Below are 22,195 nucleotides of genomic sequence, written 5' to 3' on the forward strand. Positions count from 1 at the left end.
TTGGAAAATCAGCAGAGACATATTATATGTTATTACAGCATGAAGTTTAATGCTGATAATGGTAATAGTAAAGGATTATTTTTGATTATTAATGAAAAAAAGCTAATATTCAAATCAAGAGAAAATTTTAATGCTGAAGATTTAAGAGAAGCACATATAAAATGCTTAAAATGTTTAATGGCAGAAATTGAAAGATTAGAGATAAAAGGAAAGATAACTTCTGAGGATATAGTTTATATTAATACTGATTCTAAAGCAGTAATAGATAAAATAAACGAAATTTTAAATGGATTTAAGGAAAATAAATGCAGTATAAAAAAATTATCTAAAATAGCTTTAAAATTACAATGGCATAAAAATTGGGAATTGGTTTTTAATAAGAATAATAGTAAAGAACTGTATAAGTTTTTAAAAGAATTTTATGGTAATAATAAAAAAATAAAAGATTCAAAAAGAAGAAATAAAGAAAATAATGATACTAAAAATATAAATAAAATATTAGAAAATAATGATTTAGATATTATATTTTTTGATTTTGAAATGAACTGTACCAATGCGGAAGGTGTAAATAATGAAATAATTTCAATTGGAGCAGTAAGATATAGTAACAATGATAATAAAGTATTTTACTCTTATATAAAACCATCTTTTAATTGGATTTTAAGTGATCGTTGCAAAACACTAACAAATATAAAACAGAAGGAAATAGATAATGCGGACTATTTTATAAAAGTTTTTTCTAGATTTGAAAGATGGGTAGGAGAAGATGAAGTGATTTTCATAAGTTGGGGAAATGATGATATAAGAGCTTTAAAAAGAGATGTAAGATTAAATAAATGTGATCTTTCAATTGTGAATAAAATGATAGATAATTATGGTAATTTTCAAGCTGTTTTAACGAAACACTTAAATAACAAGACTCAAATTTCATTAATAAATGCTCTGAAAGCGTATGATATCCAATTTGAAGGTCAGCAGCATAATGCCCTTGATGATGCTTGGAATCTAGGTAAACTATATATGAAATTTAAGGAAGAATTAAAAGGTAAAGAATTTACAAGAAGCAATAATTAATAGTGAGGAATTAAGAAAAGAATTAATTCTTCACTATTAATTCTTTGTATGTTTTTATAAAAAATAGTTAATTAAGATTTTCTCATATTTAGTAAAGAAATATATAATTCAATATAGCTACGTCCTTAAATATCCCAATTTACAACTTTAATCAATGGACAATTGATAGTTATAGTGAAAATTAGTCTGATTGAAACTAATTTCTTTAATAAATTTTTTTACTAACAATACAATTGCTAGTTTCCACCTCAGGGGAACAGTAGTGAAGCCCTTTAGGGTTCCCCTAAGGTACAGTATAGTTCGGAGCAACGCCTATTTATTTGACCATAACAATGGAGATAAGTAATGCAATTAAAGTATTAACTAATGTATTAAATGTCCACAATTGTGAACTTTGAATTGAAAAGGTTATGAATTCAATGGTTCTAATTATAATGCTAAAAAGCAACGATTATTTTCACATATATTAATTTTAGAACTGATATATATCTTATCATTATCTAAAATTTAATGATATAATATAGTATAAATGTTAAATTTTATATCTTACTGGGAGGAAGTAATGAGAATACTAACCTTTGATAGATTATATGATAAGAATAGAGAAGATTTGTACAATTTTATAATTAATTTAGATGAAAATTATAATAGAACTCTTGAAGATATGATAAAACTTTTTGAAAGTGAGATTTTTAATTACGGAAAGAATGTTTTTGCTATCTTTGAAGATGGAGATATAAAGGGGTCAATATCTGCCATAACAAGAGAAGTTAAAATCTCTGGAGATGGATATATTACTGATATTTACATAGCAGAAAAAACATTACAGAAAAATCCTAATATACTATTTTTGTTGATGAGTAAAGCAGAAGACGCTTGTGATAAGGCTTTTAGTAAGAGAATAATTTTAGGTATTAGAAATAAAATCATATATTTATCACCTTATATAGAAAGCTATAAATTTAAATATATTCATGATGCCATTATTATGAAGTATGATTTTGATAAATTATCACAGTTGCAAAATAATATAGAAGTAGAATTTATTCCTTTGACAGAGAAGAATATTAGTGAATTTAGAATAATTCACAATGAAGCATTTAAAGGTACTCCTAATGCTGGAACTTTAAGTGAGGAAGAGGTAGAAAATTTTATTTATCAGTATAAGGGAAATGAAGAACTTATAGGTATAGTTAAAGATAATGGTGTCAATGTGGGAATCTATATGTTAGCGGATATAGATAATGAAGGCTGGATTGATAATATTGGAGTATTAAATAACTCTAGAAGAAATGGAATAGGAAAGGCTATAGTTAAGAAATCCATTGAATTACTAAAAAAGAGAAATGTAATAGAAATTAAGCTTTTAGTTATAAGTTCAAATGAAGTAGCTTACAATTTTTATAATAAATATGGCTTTAAAGAAGAACTAGTTTTTTCTAAATGGTTTGAGAAGAAAGTGGAAAAAGGTATTGATAAAATCTAAAGTTATAATTTAAATAAAGCGACAAAGAAGTATAATTTTATTGTATCCTTTGAGTTACAATAGTAATATAGATAAAAACTTTCAGCCATGATATGCTAAGAATATATTAATAACGCATCTTAAAAAAAATAACAAGTCAGTATCCGCTCATAACATAACTATGAGCAGAATCTGATGCTTTGTCTGATATGAGGCATATACTAACATTTTTGCTTCATTATTTTCTTTCAGATGCTTAAATTAAAATAACTAGGCGTAAATTCTTGGAATATATTTTAATACTAATTTTAGGCTAAAAATAAAAGTGTAATATAATTTATTACACTTTTATTTTTATATTTTTAGGGAAAACTTATATTTTATTGATAGGACAATAAAGTAATCTAAGAGAAAACCTAGTATATATCTACTTTAGAATAAATCTCGTTGTATACATTTAGTGTGTTTTTAGCTGTATTTTCCCAAGAGTATAACTTAGCTCTTTCATAGCCTCGATTTCCATAGTGTGTTCTTAAGCTTTCATTTGAGAGCATTTCACCTATGGCATTAGAAAGTTCATCTATGCTATGAGGATTTACGAGCATACCACTATCACCTATTACTTCAGGTATAGATGTTACATTAGAAGTTATAACTGGAGTACCACAATTCATAGCTTCTAATGGAGGAAGTCCAAAGCCTTCATAAAAAGAAGGGTAAACAAAAGTTTCACAGGCATTATAATAAAGAGGGAGATCTTCTTCATCGGCGAAACCTGTAAATAATATCTTATCTGTCATATTCAACTTATCCCTAAGTTTTACCAGTTCTTGAGAAGCATCTCTATAGGAACCTACAATTACAAGATTAAATTCTTTATCTAAATCTTTATATATCTTTGTAAAAGCTGAAATTAGAGAGTGTACATTTTTTCTCTCACTAAATCCACCTAAATATAATATAAAAGGTTTGTCTATATTATACTTCTTACTAATAAACTCTTTGCAAACCTCTTTGTCTAAAGGTTTGTACTTTATATCTGCAGCTAAAGGGGTTACAAAAATTTTCTTTTCATCTACAGGAAAAAATTTCAATATATCCTTTTTACTGTACTCAGAAACAGTAATTATACCGTGAGCTTGCTCCATAATAGTAGGTATTTCTTTTAAAAATTTTAGTAAATATCCTTTACCTACAGTTTCAGGCATAATATAAGGTATTAAATCATGTATAGTAACTATTTTCTTGCAATGTATAGAAGAATTTAGTCCTATACCATTTTGGGGGATATGATATATGTCAATATCTTCAGATTTCATATTATAAGGAAAATAATGATCTTGAAAAAATCTATGATATTTTTTTGATGCCATTACTATTTTACTATTACTTTTCTCATATTTTTCATAATTCTCCCCAGACCAGTAAATATGATAATAATTATTTTTATCTATATTAAGTAGATTCAGTAGAACATTCTCTGTATAAGTACCAATTCCTGTTCCTCCATACCAATTGATACCTCTAGCATCAATTGCAATCCTCATAGAATTTCACCCCTTATAATTAATATAAATTAACATGTATTCTTCTTTATAGTAACTAATTTAACAATGGAAATGGATAATTCACAACTGTAAATATTTCTCAGTAGTAATCAACAATTTTTTAATTAAGTAGATGGTAATTAAAACACTAAAAAATAGCAATTATTTTACCACATATCAAATTTAAAAATGGTATCACTATAAAGGAATAATAAACCAAAACTATATATTACTATATTAGTTTAATTAAAAATATATGTTACAAACTTTACAAATTAAAACACACATTATAAATGCTTTTCATATATTACAAATAGAAGACTGTTTTGGAGGGAGATTTTTGGACCTTTCTACTATTGGACAATTAATTAAAGAGAATTATGATCTTGATATAACTCATGTAGAAAAAAATAAAAGTGTATATAGAGTGGAAACTCCTTATAATATCTATTGCTTAAAAGTCATAGGCTATGAATTTGAGCATTTTTTGTTTATATTGGGGGCAATTAAACATCTTCAAAACAATGATTTTAATTATGTTCCTGAAATAATTAAAACTATAGATGGATTAGATTATATTAAGGTATATGACAATTATGCTTATCTAACTCCGTGGATAAATGCAAGAGAAAGTAATTATGATAATCCTTTTGATGTTAAAAATGCGGCTAAAAAATTAGGAGAACTTCACAGTAAAAGTGAAAATTTTATTATAAAACCAAATATGCAGCCTAGAATTGGGTGGTTTAGATGGATAGAAACTTACAAGATAAGAAAAAACGAAATTGTAGATTTTAAGAGAAGGATTGATAAGAAAGAATGTAAATCCCAATTTGATTTGATTTATCTAAGCATTATGGAAGAAGAATTAAAAAGATGTGATAACAGTATAAAAAATCTTTTGAGTAGTAAATATATGGAGAAAATGCAGAATCATGTTTGTAATAAAGGCTTTTGCCATCATGATTATGCTCACCATAATGTATTAATTAATCATAATGGAGACATAAATATCATAGATTTTGATTATTGTATATTAGATTCTTATCTTCATGATTTAAGTAGTCTTTTAATTAGAAGGATGAAATATAGCAAATGGGAATTAAATAGTGCTAGGGAGATTCTAGATGCTTACATGGAGACTCATAGATTAAATCAAGATGATATTCCTATAATGGCAGCATTTATGGAATTCCCTCAAGATTATTGGCAAAGAGGTATTCAATATTATTGGGAAGAGAAACCATGGGGTGAAGAGTTTTTTCTTAAAAAATTAAAATTTTTCTGTGATGATCGAGAGGAAAAACAAGAATTTATAGAGAGTTTTAGAAATCTCATAATCTAAGGCATCCTCAAAAAAAATAATAAACCAGTATGTTAGTCTATTTTCTATCATACTGCGTTGTCAGAACCCGCCCATAGAAGCACTATGAACAGAACCTGATGCCTTGTCTGATATGAAGCATATTCAAAAAAATAACTAGTCAGTATGCTCATCTATTTTGTATCATACTGCGTCGTCAGAACTCCATGATAGTTAAACTATCATGAAAACCTGTCTTCTTGTCTGATGCAAAATATATTTCGCATCTTTAACTAGCTATTTTATTTCATATGCTTAAAATATACTAACATTTTTGATTTATAATTTTCTTTCAGATGCCTAAATTTATCATTTTAAATGGAGGGGTGTTATGTCATATAAAAGAGATGAAGAAAACAAAATAGAGAACTATGAAAAAGATTATGAAGAGGATAATGGATTAAAAACAGTTGACGACTATGACGAAAAGTTAAGACAAATGGAGGAGAATATTAAAGAGCTTAAGAAGATTAAGAAGAGACAAAAGAAGCTTCAAGAACTGGAACAAGAGAAGCAAGAAATATTAAATAAAATGTCTAAAAGGCTAAAAAGAAAGCACAAGTAGGGGTGGTGCTATGAGAAGATTTTTCTATGATACTTTTGGAGAATATTTAAAAGAAAAAGGAGTTAAAAAGATCGATTTTATATTGAAAGATAATAAATCATTGAGCAAGAGGGGGTTAGATGAAAGGGTAGCTAATCAACTACAATTAATTTCTGAATTTCATGCTAATTCTTGTGGCTTTAATGGTTATTTAAAAAGAAGGATAAATAATGATACTTGTAAGCTAGTTGAAGAATATAAAGTACAGATAAAGAGATTTTCTAAGCATATGGAAACAATAAAGGAAGTTGGACCTAAGAATGAATTTGAAAAATTATTAATCTTTAATGGTGATAAATATTTAAAAAGAGCTGAAGAATGCATGAATTATATTTATAGTTCAAATTATATGGACTTGATTTCAAGAAGTATGAAAAATGTTGAGGTGTGTCTAAGTGATGTAGGTTTTGATAATTTAGATAAGGGAGAAACTTTAGAAATAGTTAATTTTTACGACATAGCCTATAATATGGTTGAAATGGATGCCTATTACTTATTATCTAAGCTTAAAAGAAAAGGGGCAAATTTAAATTGGGAAAAACATGTTAAGAAATTTTGCGATTTAGAAAAGCTAGATAATAACAGTGAAAGATTTATATTAGCAATGCTATCATATCCTCATGAATTTATGAAAATATATGATAAATATAGAAAAAATAAAAAAAATTGGAGTGATAAAGATTATAGTAGCAAACTAATAAAGGCTATGGAGGAGGATGGTTTTTCCCTAATAGGTGAGGTGGAGTAATGATAGAGGGAAGATTTAGAGATAAAGACTTTTTGTGTAAATATGATTTAGATATAGGACTTTTTAAGAAATATAATTATAAGGTTAATGATATAATTCCGATTAGAAAGCTATTTATAATTTCTACAAATAAGGGAAATAAAATATTAAAGAAATTAGATTATGATTTAAATCATCTAGAATTTATAGATAGTGCTATTAATTATATAGAGAATAATAATTTTAAGAACACTTTTAGTTTTGAGAAGAATAAAAAAGGTAAAATATGTACTAAACATTATAATAATTATTACGTAGTTATGAACTTAATTGAAGGAAGAGAATGCGAATTTAATAATCCCATAGAGGTTAGTATGGCATCTAGAGCACTTTCTAAGCTTCATTTATCATCTGAAGGTTTTAGATATAAAGAAAATAGTTATAGATATATGGTAGGAACTCTGATCGACAATTTAGCTAGAAAGAAGGAAGAACTTTTAATTTTTAAGAATTTAGTTAAAACTTATGAAAATAAAAAAGAATTTGATAAAATTTTTATAAAAAATGTAGATTATTATATAGAGGAAATGGATAAAAGTATAGAAATTTTAAATTCATCTCCATATTTAAAACTTTGCAGCGAAGAAGATAAAATAGTTTTATGTCATCATGATTTAGCATATCATAATATATTAATCAAAGAGGATGATGTTTATTTTATAGATTTTGACTATGCAATTATAGATTTAAGAGTCCATGACCTTTGTAATTTTATAAATAAAGTAATTAAGAATTTTGCTTTTGATTTTGAAAAAGCGCATAATATAATAAATTGTTATAAAGAAAATATAAATCTTGATAATAGAGAACTAGAAGTATTATACGGAATGTTATACTTTCCTGAGGATTTTTATAGTGTAAGTAAGAATTACTATAAAAGAAAAAAAATATGGACAGAAGAAGTGTTTTTATTTAAACTTAAAAGAAAATTAGAATATCAGGAGGAGAGAAAAGAATTCTTAGAGCAATTTAAAAGTTATTATAATATAAAATATTAACATAAAAGAATAGCTATGATGAGGTTATAGCTATTCTTTTTATTATATAAATATATAATAGCATTTCATAAATATTTCACTAATAACAAAGTTATCAAGACCAATTACTGACGTACTTTATGAGACAAAACATACTCAACTCAGTTTAAATATTCGAAATAAAAAATTAACTTTATTTAATATAATTTGATCCCAGATTAGAAATAAATTTTCCCATTTTATTATTGCTATTTTTAAATTTTGCATAAATTGTTAAAAAGCAAGAGGAAGTTATGGATATTGTTTAATAATTTTATAATAAATTGAAAAAATGAAAGATTGATAAAAAATGAAATAACATTCATGAATTATTAATTAATAATTGCTTTGAAATGTTTTACATTAGAATTGTATCATGATACTAAAAAAATTAAGGAGTGAGATATTTGAAGAAAAAAATTGTATCTATTATATGTTTCTTATGTGTTTTAGTAGGAGCATTTGTTTTTTATAATCGTCCTATTAATAACATTGATTATATTAAGAAAAACAGCAGAGATTTAAAACTTAATGATATTAATGATAATAGCGACTTAGATTTAATATGGGAAAATATAAAAGATAAAAGCATAATTTTCACAAATAAGTACCATGCAGTTAAAGAAAACTCATATATTCAATATAAATTTATAAATTATTTGATAGATAATTGGGATTTAAAATATTTTCTAGTGGAATGGGGGCATGCGTCTGGAGTTATTTTTAATAAGTATTTACAAAGTGGAGATGAAAAATTATTAGATGATATTTTTAAATGGGAAATTATAGAAATGAGAAATACCGAAGAAGCAAAGGAATTTATGAAAAAATTATATCTAAAAAATAAAAGTTTATCAGAGGATAAAAAATTAACTATAGTTGGGTTAGATATTGCGGAAGAACAAGGTGGTGTAACTTATTATTTTAAAAATATATTAGAGGAATATAAGGAAATTCCTAAAGAACAATTGGATAAAATGAAAAAGGTTCTAAAATATTCTGAATTAGAATGGACTATAGGAAGAAAAAGCAGTGAATTCTTAAAATCCCTTGAAGATCTAGATAAAGATTTAGAAGAAAATGAAAATATATATGTAAAATATTTAGGTAGTGAAGGAGTATTTGATCTTAAGTTAATAGTAAATAATTTAAAAAACAACTCTGGAATAAATGAAGTGTTTAATGCACCAGTATATGTTAATAAAGATTGTTATGAACAAAGAGATAAAATGAATTATGAGAATTTTAAGAAAATATATGAACATTTTGATGGTGGCAAGTATTATCTTCATTATGGTACACAAAATGCTTATCAAAATGAAATCAATACTGTAAAATTTTTAGGCGCAAATATTAAAGAAGACTCTAATTTTAAAGATAAAATATATAGTATAAATATAATATATAAAGAAGGACAATGTTATGATTATGGTTGGTTGAGGCCAAAGTATTTTTATAGCATTACCACAGATTTAAAAAATACTTTAAAAGAAGCTGATATAGAAAAGGGAAGCAAAATAATTGTATTAGATAATAAAAGAAGTCCATATAAAAAGAAAATTTTTAAAGAGTGTTTTTCATTTTCTGATGTATATGAAGGTCATGAGATCTTACATGTAAATAAAAAGCTTTTTGAAACTAATAAAGGTGTAACTACAGATTATTTTCAATCAATAATAGTGATAGAAAATCCAACTCCAATTAAGTGGTGTTGGGAAGATTTTAATAAAAGACAAATTTCAAATAAACGTTAAAAAATTTATAATGAGTTCAAAATTGAATATAAATAAGAACTGCTTTAGAGTTAATTTTTCAAATTAATTCTAAAGCAGCTTTTTTATGCAATTCTAAAATAATCTAAAAAAATTATTTTAATAATTTATCATGGTGAAAGTATTGATTTGTAGGCTTTTAAAGTATCCAAAGCTGTTTTTTCCCAAGACAAGGAGTTATTCTTAATGAAACCCTTATGAATAAGCTCCTGTTTAATATCTTCATCCATTAAGACCTCATATAATTTACTACTCAGCTCATCAATGTCATTAGGATTAAATAATACTGCTGCATCATCTAATACCTCAGGTATAGAAGTTACATTTGAAGCTATTACAGGAACTCCACAAGCCATAGCTTCTATAGGAGGTAAACCAAAACCCTCATAAAATGATGGATAGACAAATAATGAGGCAGCGTTATATAAATAAGGCATGTATTCCATAGAGATAAATCCAGGGAATATAACATGATTATCTATATTGTATTCTTCAGCACATTCTTTGTACAGTTCATAGGATTTACCTTTATTGCCTGCTATAACTAAGTTATGAGATTCTCTTATATTTTTGGGTAATTTACTATATGCTTTTATAAGGCCTAAAATATTTTTTCTAGGACTAAAACCACCTACATATAAAATATAATTATTAGGAAGAGAATACTGTTTTTTTAAGATAGAACTTGCGATAACTTTATCTATAGATTTATATATATTTTCACTAGCAAGATAAGTTACAAAAATTTTTTCTTTAGGATAATTAAAATCTTTAGATATATCTTCTTTAGAAAACTCCGAAACAGTAATTATACCATCGGAGTTTTCTACAATGGATTTCATTTTAGTTGTAAATATTTCTAAATATCTATCACCTACAGTTTCAGGCATATGAATAGGAATAGTGTCATGAAGAGTTATAATAAAAGGACACTTTTTCTCAATAGGAAGCCCTACTCCATTTTGAGGAACATGATAAATATCTATATCCTTTCCATTTAACATATTAGGTATATTAACTTCATCCCAAAAGTTAGAAGAGTTACTTTCTTTAATAGGTGAAAGAAAAAAATTATTTTTAAAATCTATATGATTATTATAATTTTCAGCAGTAAACAATAAATATTCATTTATGAAGTCTACTTTATTTAATGAATTTATCAATTGATAAGTATACGTACCAATACCTGTTCCTCTGTACCACTTAGCTGCTCTCGCATCTATTCCAATTTTCATATTAAAACTCCTTAAACATACTTTTTCAGATACCTTTAGAAAAATTACTATTAATAAATTATATTAATTGAGTATAGAAAAATATGTTATGGTCGGGTAAGTTGTATAACAAATATTAATATTGGTTTTATAGTATACATATATTACTTAATATGATAGCTATATAAACTAATATAGTTGTTTATTTAAGTATTTTAATTCATAACTTTAATCAACGAAAAATTTATAATGAATAACTTATAAAAATTAAGAATTAATAATGAAGAATGAAGAATTATGGTGGAAATTAATTTTTATCAAATAATTTCTTCAAATGGTTTTTCAATAAAAGTGACTATGTCACTTCAAAAAGAAATCAATTAAAAACTTCTCTTTTATAAGAGAAGTATCGATAATTCTCAATTGTCAATCGTCAATTGTCAATTGCATAAGTGAGAAGTTCCTATAATCATATTCTAAACGCATATATAAATACATATAAATTATAGGGGAGGTGTTAACTATGATGAGAGAATTTGAGATTGAGCGTCAATTTGATATTAAAATAGAGAGTATAAAACCTAATAAAGGTGTATATTTCTTAAAGACCGATGATGGCGCAAAATGCCTTAAAAAAATTAATTACGGCACTCAAAAGCTATTATTTGTATATGGTGCAAAAGAGCACTTATATAAGAGTGGATTTCTAAATATAGATAGGTATTTTTTAAATAAAGAAGGGAATCCTTATGCACTGGTAAATGAAGATATTTATACTTTATCTCAGTGGATTGATGGTAGAGAGTGTGACTTTTATAATGATGACGACTTAGTTATAGCTGCAAAGAATCTAGCACATATGCATATTGCTTCTAAAGGGTATGAACCACCTGAAAACAGTAAATTAAAATCAGATTTAGGAAGATGGCCACATCTTATTGAAAAAAGAATTAAATCCTTTGATAAGATGAAGGAAATGGTGAGAAAAAAGAAAAATCATAAATATGAATTTGACATCAACTATTTAAAGACAGTAGACTATTATAAAAATTTAAGTAAAAAAGCCTTAGACAATCTTAACTCTTCTGATTACTTTGAAATTTGTAGACAAACAGAGGAGAGTAAAAGTTTTTGTCATCATGATTACACATATCATAACATAATAATTAGTGATAATAATGAGGTTAATGTTATTGACTTTGATTACTGTAAGAGAGAAGTACGAGTTTACGACATATCAAACTTTTTAATTAAGGTACTAAAAAGAAGAGAGTGGGATATTAAATATGCTAATTTAATAATAGATGCATATAATAGTATAAGTCCACTTACAAAAGAAGAATATAAGGTTTTATATTCATTTTTATTATTTCCTCAGCGTTATTGGAGATTATGCAACAGATATTATTATAACGAAGTAAATTGGATTCAGAACACCTTTAACAAGAAGATGGAGGAGTTAATCTCTGAACAGGAAAAATTTACAACATTTATTAAAGAATTCAGTAGTATTTATAATTTGGAATAATTTATCCATTGTAGTTAATTAAAGTTATGTAATTATATTAATTACATAGCTTTAATTTATTTATGTGTTAGACATAAGAAAGAAAAGACTAGTCAAAGATGGTAGTATATTTTGCATTAGACAAAGAAATAAATCTCTATGATGCACAGCTGTAGGGATACAATGTAAAAACTCGAAATATACTCTTGAAAATAAATTTTCTAAAAAAATAGCTTAACCTTTTGAAAATTAATAGTTAAGAATGAAGAATTTAGGATGAAATTCACCTTTAGTGAATTTCTTAAAATAAAATTTATTCTAAAAAACTCCAAAGCTTTTGTCAGTGGAGTTCTAACCATAATTCGTATCTTTAATTTTTAATTTATAGAAAAAATTGCTATGAAAATCAAAATCATGTATAAGTTAAACTTTCATTATGAAACCCTATATCACAGAGCTCTGACAACCTAGTATAAGAAAAAACAGAGGACATACTGTCTGGTTATTTTTAAATCTATCACCTTAATTTTACATTTCCATATCATATAATTATAGCTAGTTATAATGGAGAGGATTGTATATGAAAATAGGAGATGTTGTAGTAAGAAAGTCTTATGATGGAGATATAGCTTTTAAGATTATAGATATTAAAGAAGAGAATGGAAAAGAGGTTTATGTATTAAAAGGATTAAACATAAGAATTGAGGCGGATTGTTCTAAAGAGGATTTAGAACCTGTATCTAGAGATAGATTAGGAGAAATAGATAAAGTTTTCAATAAAAAAATAAATTCTTCTATTAAAAAAATATTGTTATCTAGAACTTCTAATTATAGAGGCGAAGCAGCTGAAGTATTAGATAAATCTTATTATGATTATGTAAGAAGAGAGAAAACAGGGCTACAAAATAGAGAATTATTTTTTGGAAGACCAGGCAAAGTACTTCATGTAGATGGAGATCCTAATTATCTTCAAGTATGTCTTAAAACGTACAAACAACTTTCAATAGATGCTGTAGGTAGAATAATAAATGAAAAGGAACAACCAAGTAAGATATTGGAGGTAGTTAAGGAAGTAAATCCAGATATAGTTGTTATTACAGGTCATGATGGTATGACAAAAGGAGTAACAGATTATATGAATTTAGATAACTATAGAAATTCTAAAAACTTTGTAGAGTGTGTATCCATATTAAGAGAATACAAATCAAATTATGATGACTTAGTTATTTTCGCAGGTGCTTGTCAATCATGTTATGAAGCACTTTTAGATGCAGGAGCAAATTTTGCTAGTTCACCTAATAGAGTTTTAATTCATTGTTTAGATCCTGTACTTATATGCGAAAGAATAGCTTATACAAGTATCGATACTATAGTAGATATTCAGGATGCAATTCAAAATAGTATAACAGGAATAAAAGGAGTTGGAGGACTTCAAACTAGAGGAAAATATAGAGAAGGATTTCCTAAGTCTCAATATATAAGATAATTAAAAAAAAGATATTGCCTAAAAAGTCAAAAATAATTTTTATGCCATAAATTTATTTCTAGAAAAGTGACTGGGTCACTTTTCTTTTTTATAAGAAGTTACTAAATAACTTTGAAGAAATAACTGTTGAACTATTGAAGGAATATCTATGAGGCCTTCATTCTCAATTTTTATTTGTAATTTTATCTTTCATTTTTATATTGAAGAAGGCTTTAAAATAAGCTTTGTTAATTGTTAACAATCTAAGAATAAAAATTATATAAGTATAGTAATCTTCAAATACAGCCATACTAAAGTTACACAAGTGAGTTCATATTTAAAAACACATGAAAATTCAACCAATCCTTAGCAAATATAATTTAGTTATAAAATTATCAAAGAATTTCCCGTATAATTATTATTGACAACGATTAATTAAAAGTGATAAAATTATAAGTTTTATTTTGACATAAATGTAATTTGGGCGTATAATATAAGATGAAAGAAGGTGTTTACCATGCAAAGAAGGGATGTACTGACTTCAATTAAAAAAGATATTGAACGTCATGTTGGCGAGAAGGTAACATTAAAGGCTAATGGTGGCAGAAGAAAAATACTAATAAATGATGGAATTTTAGAAAAAACTTATGATAGTATTTTTGTCATCAGATTAGAAAACGGATCTCAGAGGACTGTTACATACAGTTATTCGGATGTACTAACAAAGACTGTTCAATTAGTATTTGCTGGATAAGGTTTAGACATAAATAAAGAAAAACGATACAAATTTCATGTATCGTTTTTCTTTTTTTATGTTAAATTAGATTTTAAATTATATTGATATTATTACATATTCATTATATATTTGAACAACTATTTTATTTTAGTCATCTTATATAAATAAAAAAATGAAAGATGGGGTATCCATCTTTCAGCTATGGTATAAAAGGGTATTGAGAATTTATGAGAGGTTATATGGTCAATAACCATCTTTATAATAGAACAAATATCGACAAATGTCAACAAAAATGATAAAAAAAATTAAAAAAAATATTTAAACTATCGTAATATGACGAAAATATGAATTTATTGTTTTGTATTTAAGTCATATTTTTATTAAGAGATATATATAAATTATTAGTAGGTATTTATAGGAGGGATTAAGTTATGGATTTGAATCTAGTTAAAGACAATATAGACTATGAACAATCATTAGGTGAAAAATCTCAAGATATAGTTATAAAAGAAGAATACGTAGTACCAGATACTCTTCCGGATGTAACTGAAATATTGATGCTTGATGCAACGCCGTTAGTTACCAATAAAGAAGTAATGAATGGAAAAGTAGTAGTAGAAGGCCAAATTCAGTTTAATGTTTTATATATGGCTAGGGAAGATGAGAATACTGAAGCTCATGCAATTACTTATAATACTAAATTTAATACTAATCTTGATGCTCCAGATGCAACAGATGATATGCTCTGCGAAGCAAAGGCAGATATGGAACATATTCATTGTATAATAGTTAATGAGAGAAAAATTTGTATTCAAGGTGTTATGAATGTTGAATGCGAAGTTATTAAAAAAAATAGCTTTGAAATAGTTAAGCATGTTGATAGTGATAATGACATTCAATTCTTGAAAAATCCTATGATAGTAGATAAGGTTGTAGGACAATTCCAAGGAGAGATTATAGGTAAAACTGATTTTAAGATAGATATGGATAAGCCTGAGATAGGTAGAATAGTTAAATGCTTTATTACACTAGGAAAAAAAGATATTAGACTCTATGATGGTGGAATTCATATAGAAGCTGTTGCTAACGTTCAAGTCTTATATAAAGCTAAAAATTCTAGAGAGCTTATATGTGTAAGTGAAAATGTATTATTAACAAAGGAATTAGACGTAGAAAAAATATCACAAAGAATGGAACATAATACAGACTTTTTAATTCATCCAATTGAATGTGAAGTTAAGGAAGATGATATGGGGGAAAATAGAATATTAGAAGTAGAATTTTTAGTTAAAACTACTACTAATGTTATGAGCAAGGACGAAGTCGAAATGATAGAAGACGCTTATTCTCCAAGTCAAATGATTAAAATGGAAAAGCAAGACTTTGATATGAACGTAGTCCAAGGAAATGTTGGAAATGAAACATTAGTTAAGGGTGATATTGAGTTAGATAACGATATGCCTAAGCCAAATAGGATTATAATGTCTACTGGTACTGTTAATATTACTGATAAAAAAATTATGGAAGATAAAGTGGCTTTAGATGGAGTGCTTAAGGTAGATGTATTATATTCTACTAACGATGAAAAAGATTATGTGGCTTCTGTAAGTGATGAGATACCATTTACTACAAGTACTGATGTAAATGGCGCTAAGATAGACATGAATGCTATATGTAAAATGTATCTTGAAATGTTAGAGGCAAGTATTGAAGCGGGTAATATTTGTGTAAGAGCAATAGTTAGGAATTACTGTAAGGTGCTATATACAGTTAAGAAAAAATTCTTGACAGAGATGATGCCGATGGAAGGCGAAATGCCTAATAAGAAAGCTAGTATAACTATTTATGTAGTTCAACCAGGAGATACTTTGTGGCAAATAGCTAAAAAATATTATACAACTAAGGAAGAAATCATGAATATTAATGAATTACAAGAAGAAAATGATATTAAACCTATGGATAAATTGATTATCCCAGGTAGAGCGGTAATGTAAAATAAAGTTGCAAGGAATTATCCTTGCAGCTTTATTTTATTTATTTAGGATAAAAATTTAAATGTGATACTTTCTAATTTATAATTATTGGATAAAATTGTATATTTAAAAACTTGCTAGCTCTTTAAAAAAAGCTTATATATCTGTTATAATTGTTATACTATACTAATGAAAAATATTTTTATGGTGGTGAATTAAATGAAGATTAAAGCTTATGGAAAGATAAATATATCCTTAGATGTAGTAGGAAAAAGAGAAGATGGATATCATTTGCTAAAAATGATAATGCAAAATATAGATATATATGATGAATTAGATTTTGAAAAGTGTGATGAAGGTATACACATTAAGTGTAATAAACACTTTCTACCTGTGGATAGTAATAACTTAGTTTATAAATCAGCAGAATTATTTAAAAATACATATAAAATTTCTGAAGGAGTTAAAATAAATATTACTAAAAATATACCTGTAGCCGCTGGAATGGCAGGGGGAAGTGCTGATGCTGCAGCAACTTTAAAAGCTATGAGGGATTTATATAAAAATGATGTGAGTGATGAGGAACTTATGGACGTAGGGCTTAAAATAGGCGCTGATGTGCCATATTGTATTTTAGGCGGAACTGCACTATGTGAAGGTATAGGAGAAGTTATAACTCCGCTAAAGTCTTTTAATAATCATATATTAGTTGTGGTTAAACCTAACTTTGGAGTTTCTACTAAGGACGTTTATAAAGCTTTAGATATAAAAAAGATATTTAAACATCCTGATACAGAAGGATTAATCTCTGCCATGGAAAATAGTGATATAGAATTTGTGAGCAAAAATATGAGAAATTTACTTGAGAATGTTACAATAAAAAAATATCCTTTTTTAAAACATGTAAAAGAAGAAATGATAAAATTAGGTGCATTAGGCTCTATGATGAGTGGAAGTGGTCCTACAGTATTTGGTTTTTTTGATGATATGTTAAAAGCTCAAAGATGTTTTGAAAAGTTAAAAATTAAATATAAAGAATGTTTTATAACAAGAACTATATAAAACCGTGACTGATAGTCGCGGTTTTATTTTTTCTAACTAGTTTATCTAAAGTCCCTAAAATAGCTAATTAAAGATGGAATGAATACTATGTATAAGATAAGGCGGTAGTTTTCAATGAGAATGATTTTTCAGTAGAAATGTACAACAGAATATGGTATAAAGCACATCAGTATATTGGCTAATTATTCTTGAAGATATCTAAAAATCCATTTTAAACTATTCTTGAAAATATGAATTTTTTTTAAGTTCATATTTTTTTATTTCTAATTTTTAAGATCTCATATAGTTTGAGAAAAGTATATTTTTCTCTTTTACTGTAGACAATAAGATTACATAAAAATGCAAAAGTGAGGGTATTTTATGAAGATATTAGAAAATTTCGATATATATATATTGATTTTATGTATTTTAAATGGTGGCATTGTAGCATTTATTGATACAGCTTATTTTAAAAATAATAATGAGATGAAAGCTTATAAGGAGGCAAAATATGTAGGGTTTGGTCTTATGATTTTTGCGGTATCAGTATACTTAATAAGAATGTTTTATAAGTTATAAATTTAAAAAATAGTGAGAGGAAGGGTAAAGCATGAAAGAAGTTATAAACGATACCATATATACTAGTGCAAAAGAAAATATTGAGTATGTTAAAAAATTATTCAAAAATGCAACCGATGTTGTTTATAGGGAATTTGATATAGATGATAAATACAAAGCTGCTATTGTTTATATAGATGGAATGTCAGAAAAAAATCTTCTTAATGAATATCTCATGATGCCACTTATGACTGGAGATATAAAAATTCAATCTCCAAGTGAAATAAAAGATAAATTGATTACTATTTCTGATATGAAAGAAATTGACAAACTTAGTGATGGAATAAATATAGTTTTAGCTGGAGAAACCATTTTATTTATAGATGGTTTGAATGTTTGTTATTCTATAGCAAATAGAGCGTGGCCTAATAGAGGCATAGGAGAGCCTTCAGGTGAAACGGCGATTAGAGGTTCAAGGGAAGGTTTCACTGAAACTTTAAGATTTAATACTGCATTAGTCAGAAGAAGAATAAGAGACACAAGATTTAAAATTGAATCTTCTCAAATTGGTACAAGATCAAAAACAGACGTTGTAATAATGTATATAGATGACATAGTAAATAGAGATGTATTAGAAAAATTAAAGAAAAGATTAGATAAAATAAATCTTGATGCTATTTTAGATAGTGGTTACATAGAACAATATGTTGAGGATAATAGTTTTACTCCATTCCCACAGGTGCAAAGTACTGAAAGGCCAGATGTAGTAGCGGCGGCTCTATATGAAGGGAGAATTGCCTTAATAGTAGATGGTTCTCCTTTTGCATTAATAGTTCCAGCAGTACTAGCTACATTTTTACAATCTCCTGATGACTATTATAATAGATGGCTTAACGGATCTGGTGTTAGAATTATAAGATTAATTGCTATAATAATTTCATTAATTATGCCAGCAATGTATGTGGCGGTTACATCTTTTCATACTTCTATAATACCCACTAAGCTTGCCTATGCTATAGCGGCTTCCAGAGAGGGCGTTCCTTTCCCATCTTATATTGAAGTAATATTTATGGAGTTAAGTTTAGCTCTTTTGATTGAAGCCATTATAAAGCTACCTAAACCTGTAGGCTCTACAATAGGGATAGTTGGAGGATTAATAATGGGCCAATCTGCGGTAAGCGCAGGGCTTATAAGCCCTATAATGGTTATAGTTGTAGGAATAACAGCTATTACTACATTTTTAATACCAAACTATTCTTTAACTAATGCTTTTGCCTGTTTTAGAGTGTTATTTGTTATATTGTCTGCCATATTAGGTTTGTATGGAATTATGGTTGGAATAATATTCTTTTTAATACACTTAACAAGAATAGAAAGTTTTGGAATACCTTATTTATCACCAGCAGTAAATCTTGTTACTAGGGATATGAAAGACTTATATGTTAGACTTCCTTTTATAAAATTTAAACAAAGACCAGAATTTATGAAGCCTCAAGATAAAATAAGGCAAAAATAAATTGCTAAGGTTGGAGGAGTGAAAATGAAGAATAATGATTTTATAAGAGAACATGGATTATTTACCAGTTTAGTAGTTTCAATGATAGGTATAGGAGTATTTTATGGGCCATCTTCTCTTGCTAAGATTGTAGGGCGTGATGGTTGGATTTCAGCTTTAATTATGGGAGTAGTATTATTTTTACTTCTTTATATAATTAACCATCTTATGAAACTTAATGATTATAGAGATATTGTAACAATCTTAAATAATACTTATGGAAGAATATTAGGAAACATAATATCCCTAGCTTATGCAATGGTAATGATCTATATATTATCTATTTCACTTAGGATTTTTGCTGATGTTATAAATATGTACTTACTTCAAAAGACGCCAAGGGAATTTATAATTGTAATTATGATTTTCATAGGAGTTTATTTGGTAAGAGGCGGACTTATGAATATAGTAAATTTTAATGAAATTACATTTTGGATTATGTTTATTCCAACTATTTTTATATTACTACTTAATATTCCAAACGCAAATTTCACTATGTTACTTCCAATGCTAAGGGAAAAGCCTATATCATATGTAAAGGGAGTTTTAGATATACTTTTTTTAATCAATGGTTTTTGCATAGTGTTTGTACTGCTTCCACATGTTAAAAAAAAAGAAAGTATAACTAAAATATTTAGAAGTAGTAGTATTTTTATAGCATTATTTTATGCTGTAACTTTTATATTTGTAATTTCTACTTTATCTGTTGAACAAACAGCAGAGCGAATATTTCCAACAATAACTATGCTTAAATCCATAAATACAAGGAGCGGAATATTGGAGCGTTGGGATGGATTGGTTATGGCATTATGGGTATTGTTTTATTTTACTACTTTTTGCAATACATATTATTTTTCTTCTTATATAGTAAAGAAAGTCTTAAATTTAGAACATATAAGAATTTCATCAATATTATTTATACCTGTTATTTATATAGCTGCATTATATCCTGAGAGCATGATAGAAACACATAGTGGAGATATTAGTATGTCTAAAATGATTTTTATAATATCTATAATTGTGGTTATTATTATATCTTATTTGATAAGTTTACTTAAAAAGAAAAGGAGCATAAAAAATGAGAGTTAAAAAATTTTTCATAATTTTTATAATGTGCTTACTTTTAACAGGTTGTTGGGATAACGTTGAAATAGATAGAAGAGCTTTTGTATCAACTATTGCAGTAGATATAGGAGCAGATATTAATAGAGTAAAAGAACTAAAGCATATAGGATCAGAAGAAGCTTTTTCAGAAAAGCCATTATCGATTATTGAAGTTACTTATGGGTTTCCTGATATAAGAAATCTGAACCCACAAAAAGGAACTGCAGAGGAGATAGCCATAACTACTAGTGGTTACTCTATGACAGATACTTATTTTAAAGCTATTGCTCAAAGCAGTAGGGCATTACATTTTGGACATACGAAATTATTAGTTATAAGTGATAGGCTATTTAGTTATCCAGAAGTATTAAGAGAAGTATTTGATTATGTAGAAAGAGATGCTATTTTAAATAGATCAATGATGATAGTAATTGTAAAAGATGTGGCTAAAAATTATGTTTCTTACAAACCTACAATGGAAGAAAATTTAGAGTCTTATATCTCAGGTATTATGAGCAATAATAGTAGATATGGAGCAATTATTCCTGTTACTTTACATAATTATTTAGAGGATGTAAAAAAGCAAGATAGTATGCTGCCTTATATTGTATTAGAAGAAGAAAAAGAACCAGAAGAAGAAAGAAAGAAAAAAGAAAAAGAGAAAGAAAAAGCAGATATGATGCAAGAAAAGAAAAAGAAAAGTACAAATGAAAAAGAAGAGCTAAGAGCAAAACAAGATTTATCCCTTTCAGGAATGGCAATAATTAGAGATTTTAGCATAATTGGATATGTCAATGATGTTGAAACTCAAGATATTCAAATAATTAGAGGCAAGTTAGGATCAGGGAAGAAAGTTGTGTATAGAGATGGACGTCCAATTGATTATTATATAGATGAAAATGTAAGTAAAGTTAAGGTTGATTATAAAGAGGGGAAATTATTTGTAAATTACAAAATAACAAATGAAGGGGCTATTAAGGGATATTATAAAGGGGCTAAACTCTTAAATGAGAAAGATATTAAGGAGATTCAAGAAAACTTAAATGTGTCGATGAAAAAGGAATTAGAGAAGGTAGCAAAAAATCTCCAAACAGATATAAAAGCTGATTCGCTAGAAATTAGAGAATATATTAAGAGATATAAACCTAAATTATGGGCAGAAATAAAAGATAAATGGAATATCTTATATGAAAATGCTGAGATAACTGTAGATGTAAATAATAAGATAATGAATGTAGGGGTAGTGGATTAAATTTACAATTCGCAATGCAAAATTTACAATTATAGTAGAAATTAATTTTTCAAATTAATTTCTTTAAAAGAATTATTCTAGGGGGGACACTGTTCGCCCCTAGAATAATTATCAATAGTTTCAGTTATGATATTAAGTAATATTAATTATTTTTACATATAT

General features: G+C 26.6%; 18 protein-coding genes. 16 read left to right on the top strand and 2 right to left on the bottom strand.

Annotated features, from left to right (window positions below; translation table 11 throughout):
* Both B3603_RS08470 and B3603_RS08475 read left to right on the top strand, forming a co-directional pair.
* Positions 1–1,074 (top strand): 3'-5' exonuclease, encoded by a 1,074-nt coding sequence (locus tag B3603_RS08470; RefSeq protein WP_291563276.1) that lies wholly within the window; start codon positions 1–3, stop codon positions 1,072–1,074.
* Between the two features lie 562 nt (positions 1,075–1,636).
* Positions 1,637–2,560, top strand: coding sequence for a GNAT family N-acetyltransferase (locus tag B3603_RS08475; protein WP_291563279.1), 924 nt, complete (start codon positions 1,637–1,639; stop codon positions 2,558–2,560).
* 395 nt (positions 2,561–2,955) lie between these two features.
* Here B3603_RS08475 and B3603_RS08480 read toward each other — a convergent pair whose 3' ends face one another.
* Complete coding sequence (locus B3603_RS08480; protein ID WP_291563283.1) at positions 2,956–4,086, bottom strand: glycosyltransferase family 4 protein; 1,131 nt, start codon at positions 4,084–4,086, stop codon at positions 2,956–2,958.
* Positions 4,087–4,426: 340 nt separating this feature from the next.
* Between B3603_RS08480 and B3603_RS08485 the strand changes: the two genes are divergently transcribed.
* The 5 genes from B3603_RS08485 to B3603_RS08505 all read left to right on the top strand — a co-directional run bounded on the left by B3603_RS08485 (position 4,427) and on the right by B3603_RS08505 (position 9,610).
* A complete protein-coding gene (locus B3603_RS08485; RefSeq protein WP_291563286.1) occupies positions 4,427–5,431 on the top strand; it encodes a CotS family spore coat protein in 1,005 nt (334 codons plus the stop codon).
* A 349-nt stretch (positions 5,432–5,780) separates the two neighbouring features.
* Entirely contained in the window at positions 5,781–6,014 is a 234-nt protein-coding gene (locus B3603_RS08490) for a hypothetical protein (protein ID WP_291563288.1), read from the top strand.
* Positions 6,015–6,024: 10 nt separating this feature from the next.
* Positions 6,025–6,801 carry a hypothetical protein gene (locus B3603_RS08495; protein ID WP_291563290.1) on the top strand — a complete coding sequence of 259 codons (777 nt, stop codon included), beginning with the start codon at positions 6,025–6,027 and terminating at the stop codon, positions 6,799–6,801.
* Positions 6,801–7,838, top strand: a complete 1,038-nt coding sequence (locus B3603_RS08500) for a CotS family spore coat protein (protein ID WP_291563292.1) — start codon at positions 6,801–6,803, stop codon at positions 7,836–7,838. The genes B3603_RS08495 and B3603_RS08500 overlap by 1 nt, the downstream gene beginning before the upstream one ends.
* Positions 7,839–8,263: 425 nt before the next feature.
* Positions 8,264–9,610 (top strand): hypothetical protein, encoded by a 1,347-nt coding sequence (locus B3603_RS08505; RefSeq protein ID WP_291563294.1) that lies wholly within the window; start codon positions 8,264–8,266, stop codon positions 9,608–9,610.
* 128 nt (positions 9,611–9,738) lie between these two features.
* Here the strand turns inward: B3603_RS08505 and B3603_RS08510 are convergent, their stop codons facing one another.
* A complete protein-coding gene (locus B3603_RS08510) occupies positions 9,739–10,863 on the bottom strand; it encodes a glycosyltransferase family 4 protein (RefSeq protein WP_291563296.1) in 1,125 nt (374 codons plus the stop codon).
* 502 nt (positions 10,864–11,365) lie between these two features.
* Between B3603_RS08510 and B3603_RS08515 the strand changes: the two genes are divergently transcribed.
* The 9 genes from B3603_RS08515 (at position 11,366) to B3603_RS08555 (ending at position 22,033) form a co-directional block, all read left to right on the top strand.
* Positions 11,366–12,370, top strand: a complete 1,005-nt coding sequence (locus tag B3603_RS08515; RefSeq protein WP_291563299.1) for a CotS family spore coat protein — start codon at positions 11,366–11,368, stop codon at positions 12,368–12,370.
* A 559-nt stretch (positions 12,371–12,929) separates the two neighbouring features.
* On the top strand, positions 12,930–13,835 hold the full coding sequence (gene yabG, locus B3603_RS08520; protein WP_291563302.1) for a sporulation peptidase YabG: 906 nt from the start codon (positions 12,930–12,932) through the stop codon (positions 13,833–13,835).
* A 496-nt stretch (positions 13,836–14,331) separates the two neighbouring features.
* Positions 14,332–14,568: a Veg family protein gene (locus B3603_RS08525; protein WP_039635127.1), complete on the top strand. Its 237-nt coding sequence runs from the start codon at positions 14,332–14,334 to the stop codon at positions 14,566–14,568.
* Positions 14,569–14,981: 413 nt separating this feature from the next.
* A complete protein-coding gene (locus B3603_RS08530; protein ID WP_291563308.1) occupies positions 14,982–16,544 on the top strand; it encodes a DUF3794 and LysM peptidoglycan-binding domain-containing protein in 1,563 nt (520 codons plus the stop codon).
* 198 nt (positions 16,545–16,742) lie between these two features.
* On the top strand, positions 16,743–17,585 hold the full coding sequence (gene ispE / locus B3603_RS08535) for a 4-(cytidine 5'-diphospho)-2-C-methyl-D-erythritol kinase (protein ID WP_291563311.1): 843 nt from the start codon (positions 16,743–16,745) through the stop codon (positions 17,583–17,585).
* A 360-nt stretch (positions 17,586–17,945) separates the two neighbouring features.
* Positions 17,946–18,143: a CLC_0170 family protein gene (locus tag B3603_RS08540; protein WP_291563315.1), complete on the top strand. Its 198-nt coding sequence runs from the start codon at positions 17,946–17,948 to the stop codon at positions 18,141–18,143.
* A 31-nt stretch (positions 18,144–18,174) separates the two neighbouring features.
* Positions 18,175–19,638 carry a spore germination protein gene (locus B3603_RS08545; RefSeq protein WP_291563318.1) on the top strand — a complete coding sequence of 488 codons (1,464 nt, stop codon included), beginning with the start codon at positions 18,175–18,177 and terminating at the stop codon, positions 19,636–19,638.
* A 24-nt stretch (positions 19,639–19,662) separates the two neighbouring features.
* Positions 19,663–20,766: a GerAB/ArcD/ProY family transporter gene (locus B3603_RS08550; protein WP_291563320.1), complete on the top strand. Its 1,104-nt coding sequence runs from the start codon at positions 19,663–19,665 to the stop codon at positions 20,764–20,766.
* On the top strand, positions 20,756–22,033 hold the full coding sequence (locus tag B3603_RS08555; protein ID WP_291563322.1) for a Ger(x)C family spore germination protein: 1,278 nt from the start codon (positions 20,756–20,758) through the stop codon (positions 22,031–22,033). Before B3603_RS08550 ends, B3603_RS08555 begins: the two co-directional genes overlap by 11 nt.
* Positions 22,034–22,195 lie beyond the last annotated feature (162 nt).

It is taken from the genome of Clostridium sp. UBA2485, assembly GCF_002341865.1.
Taxonomy (GTDB): Bacteria; Bacillota; Clostridia; order Clostridiales; family Clostridiaceae; genus Clostridium_J.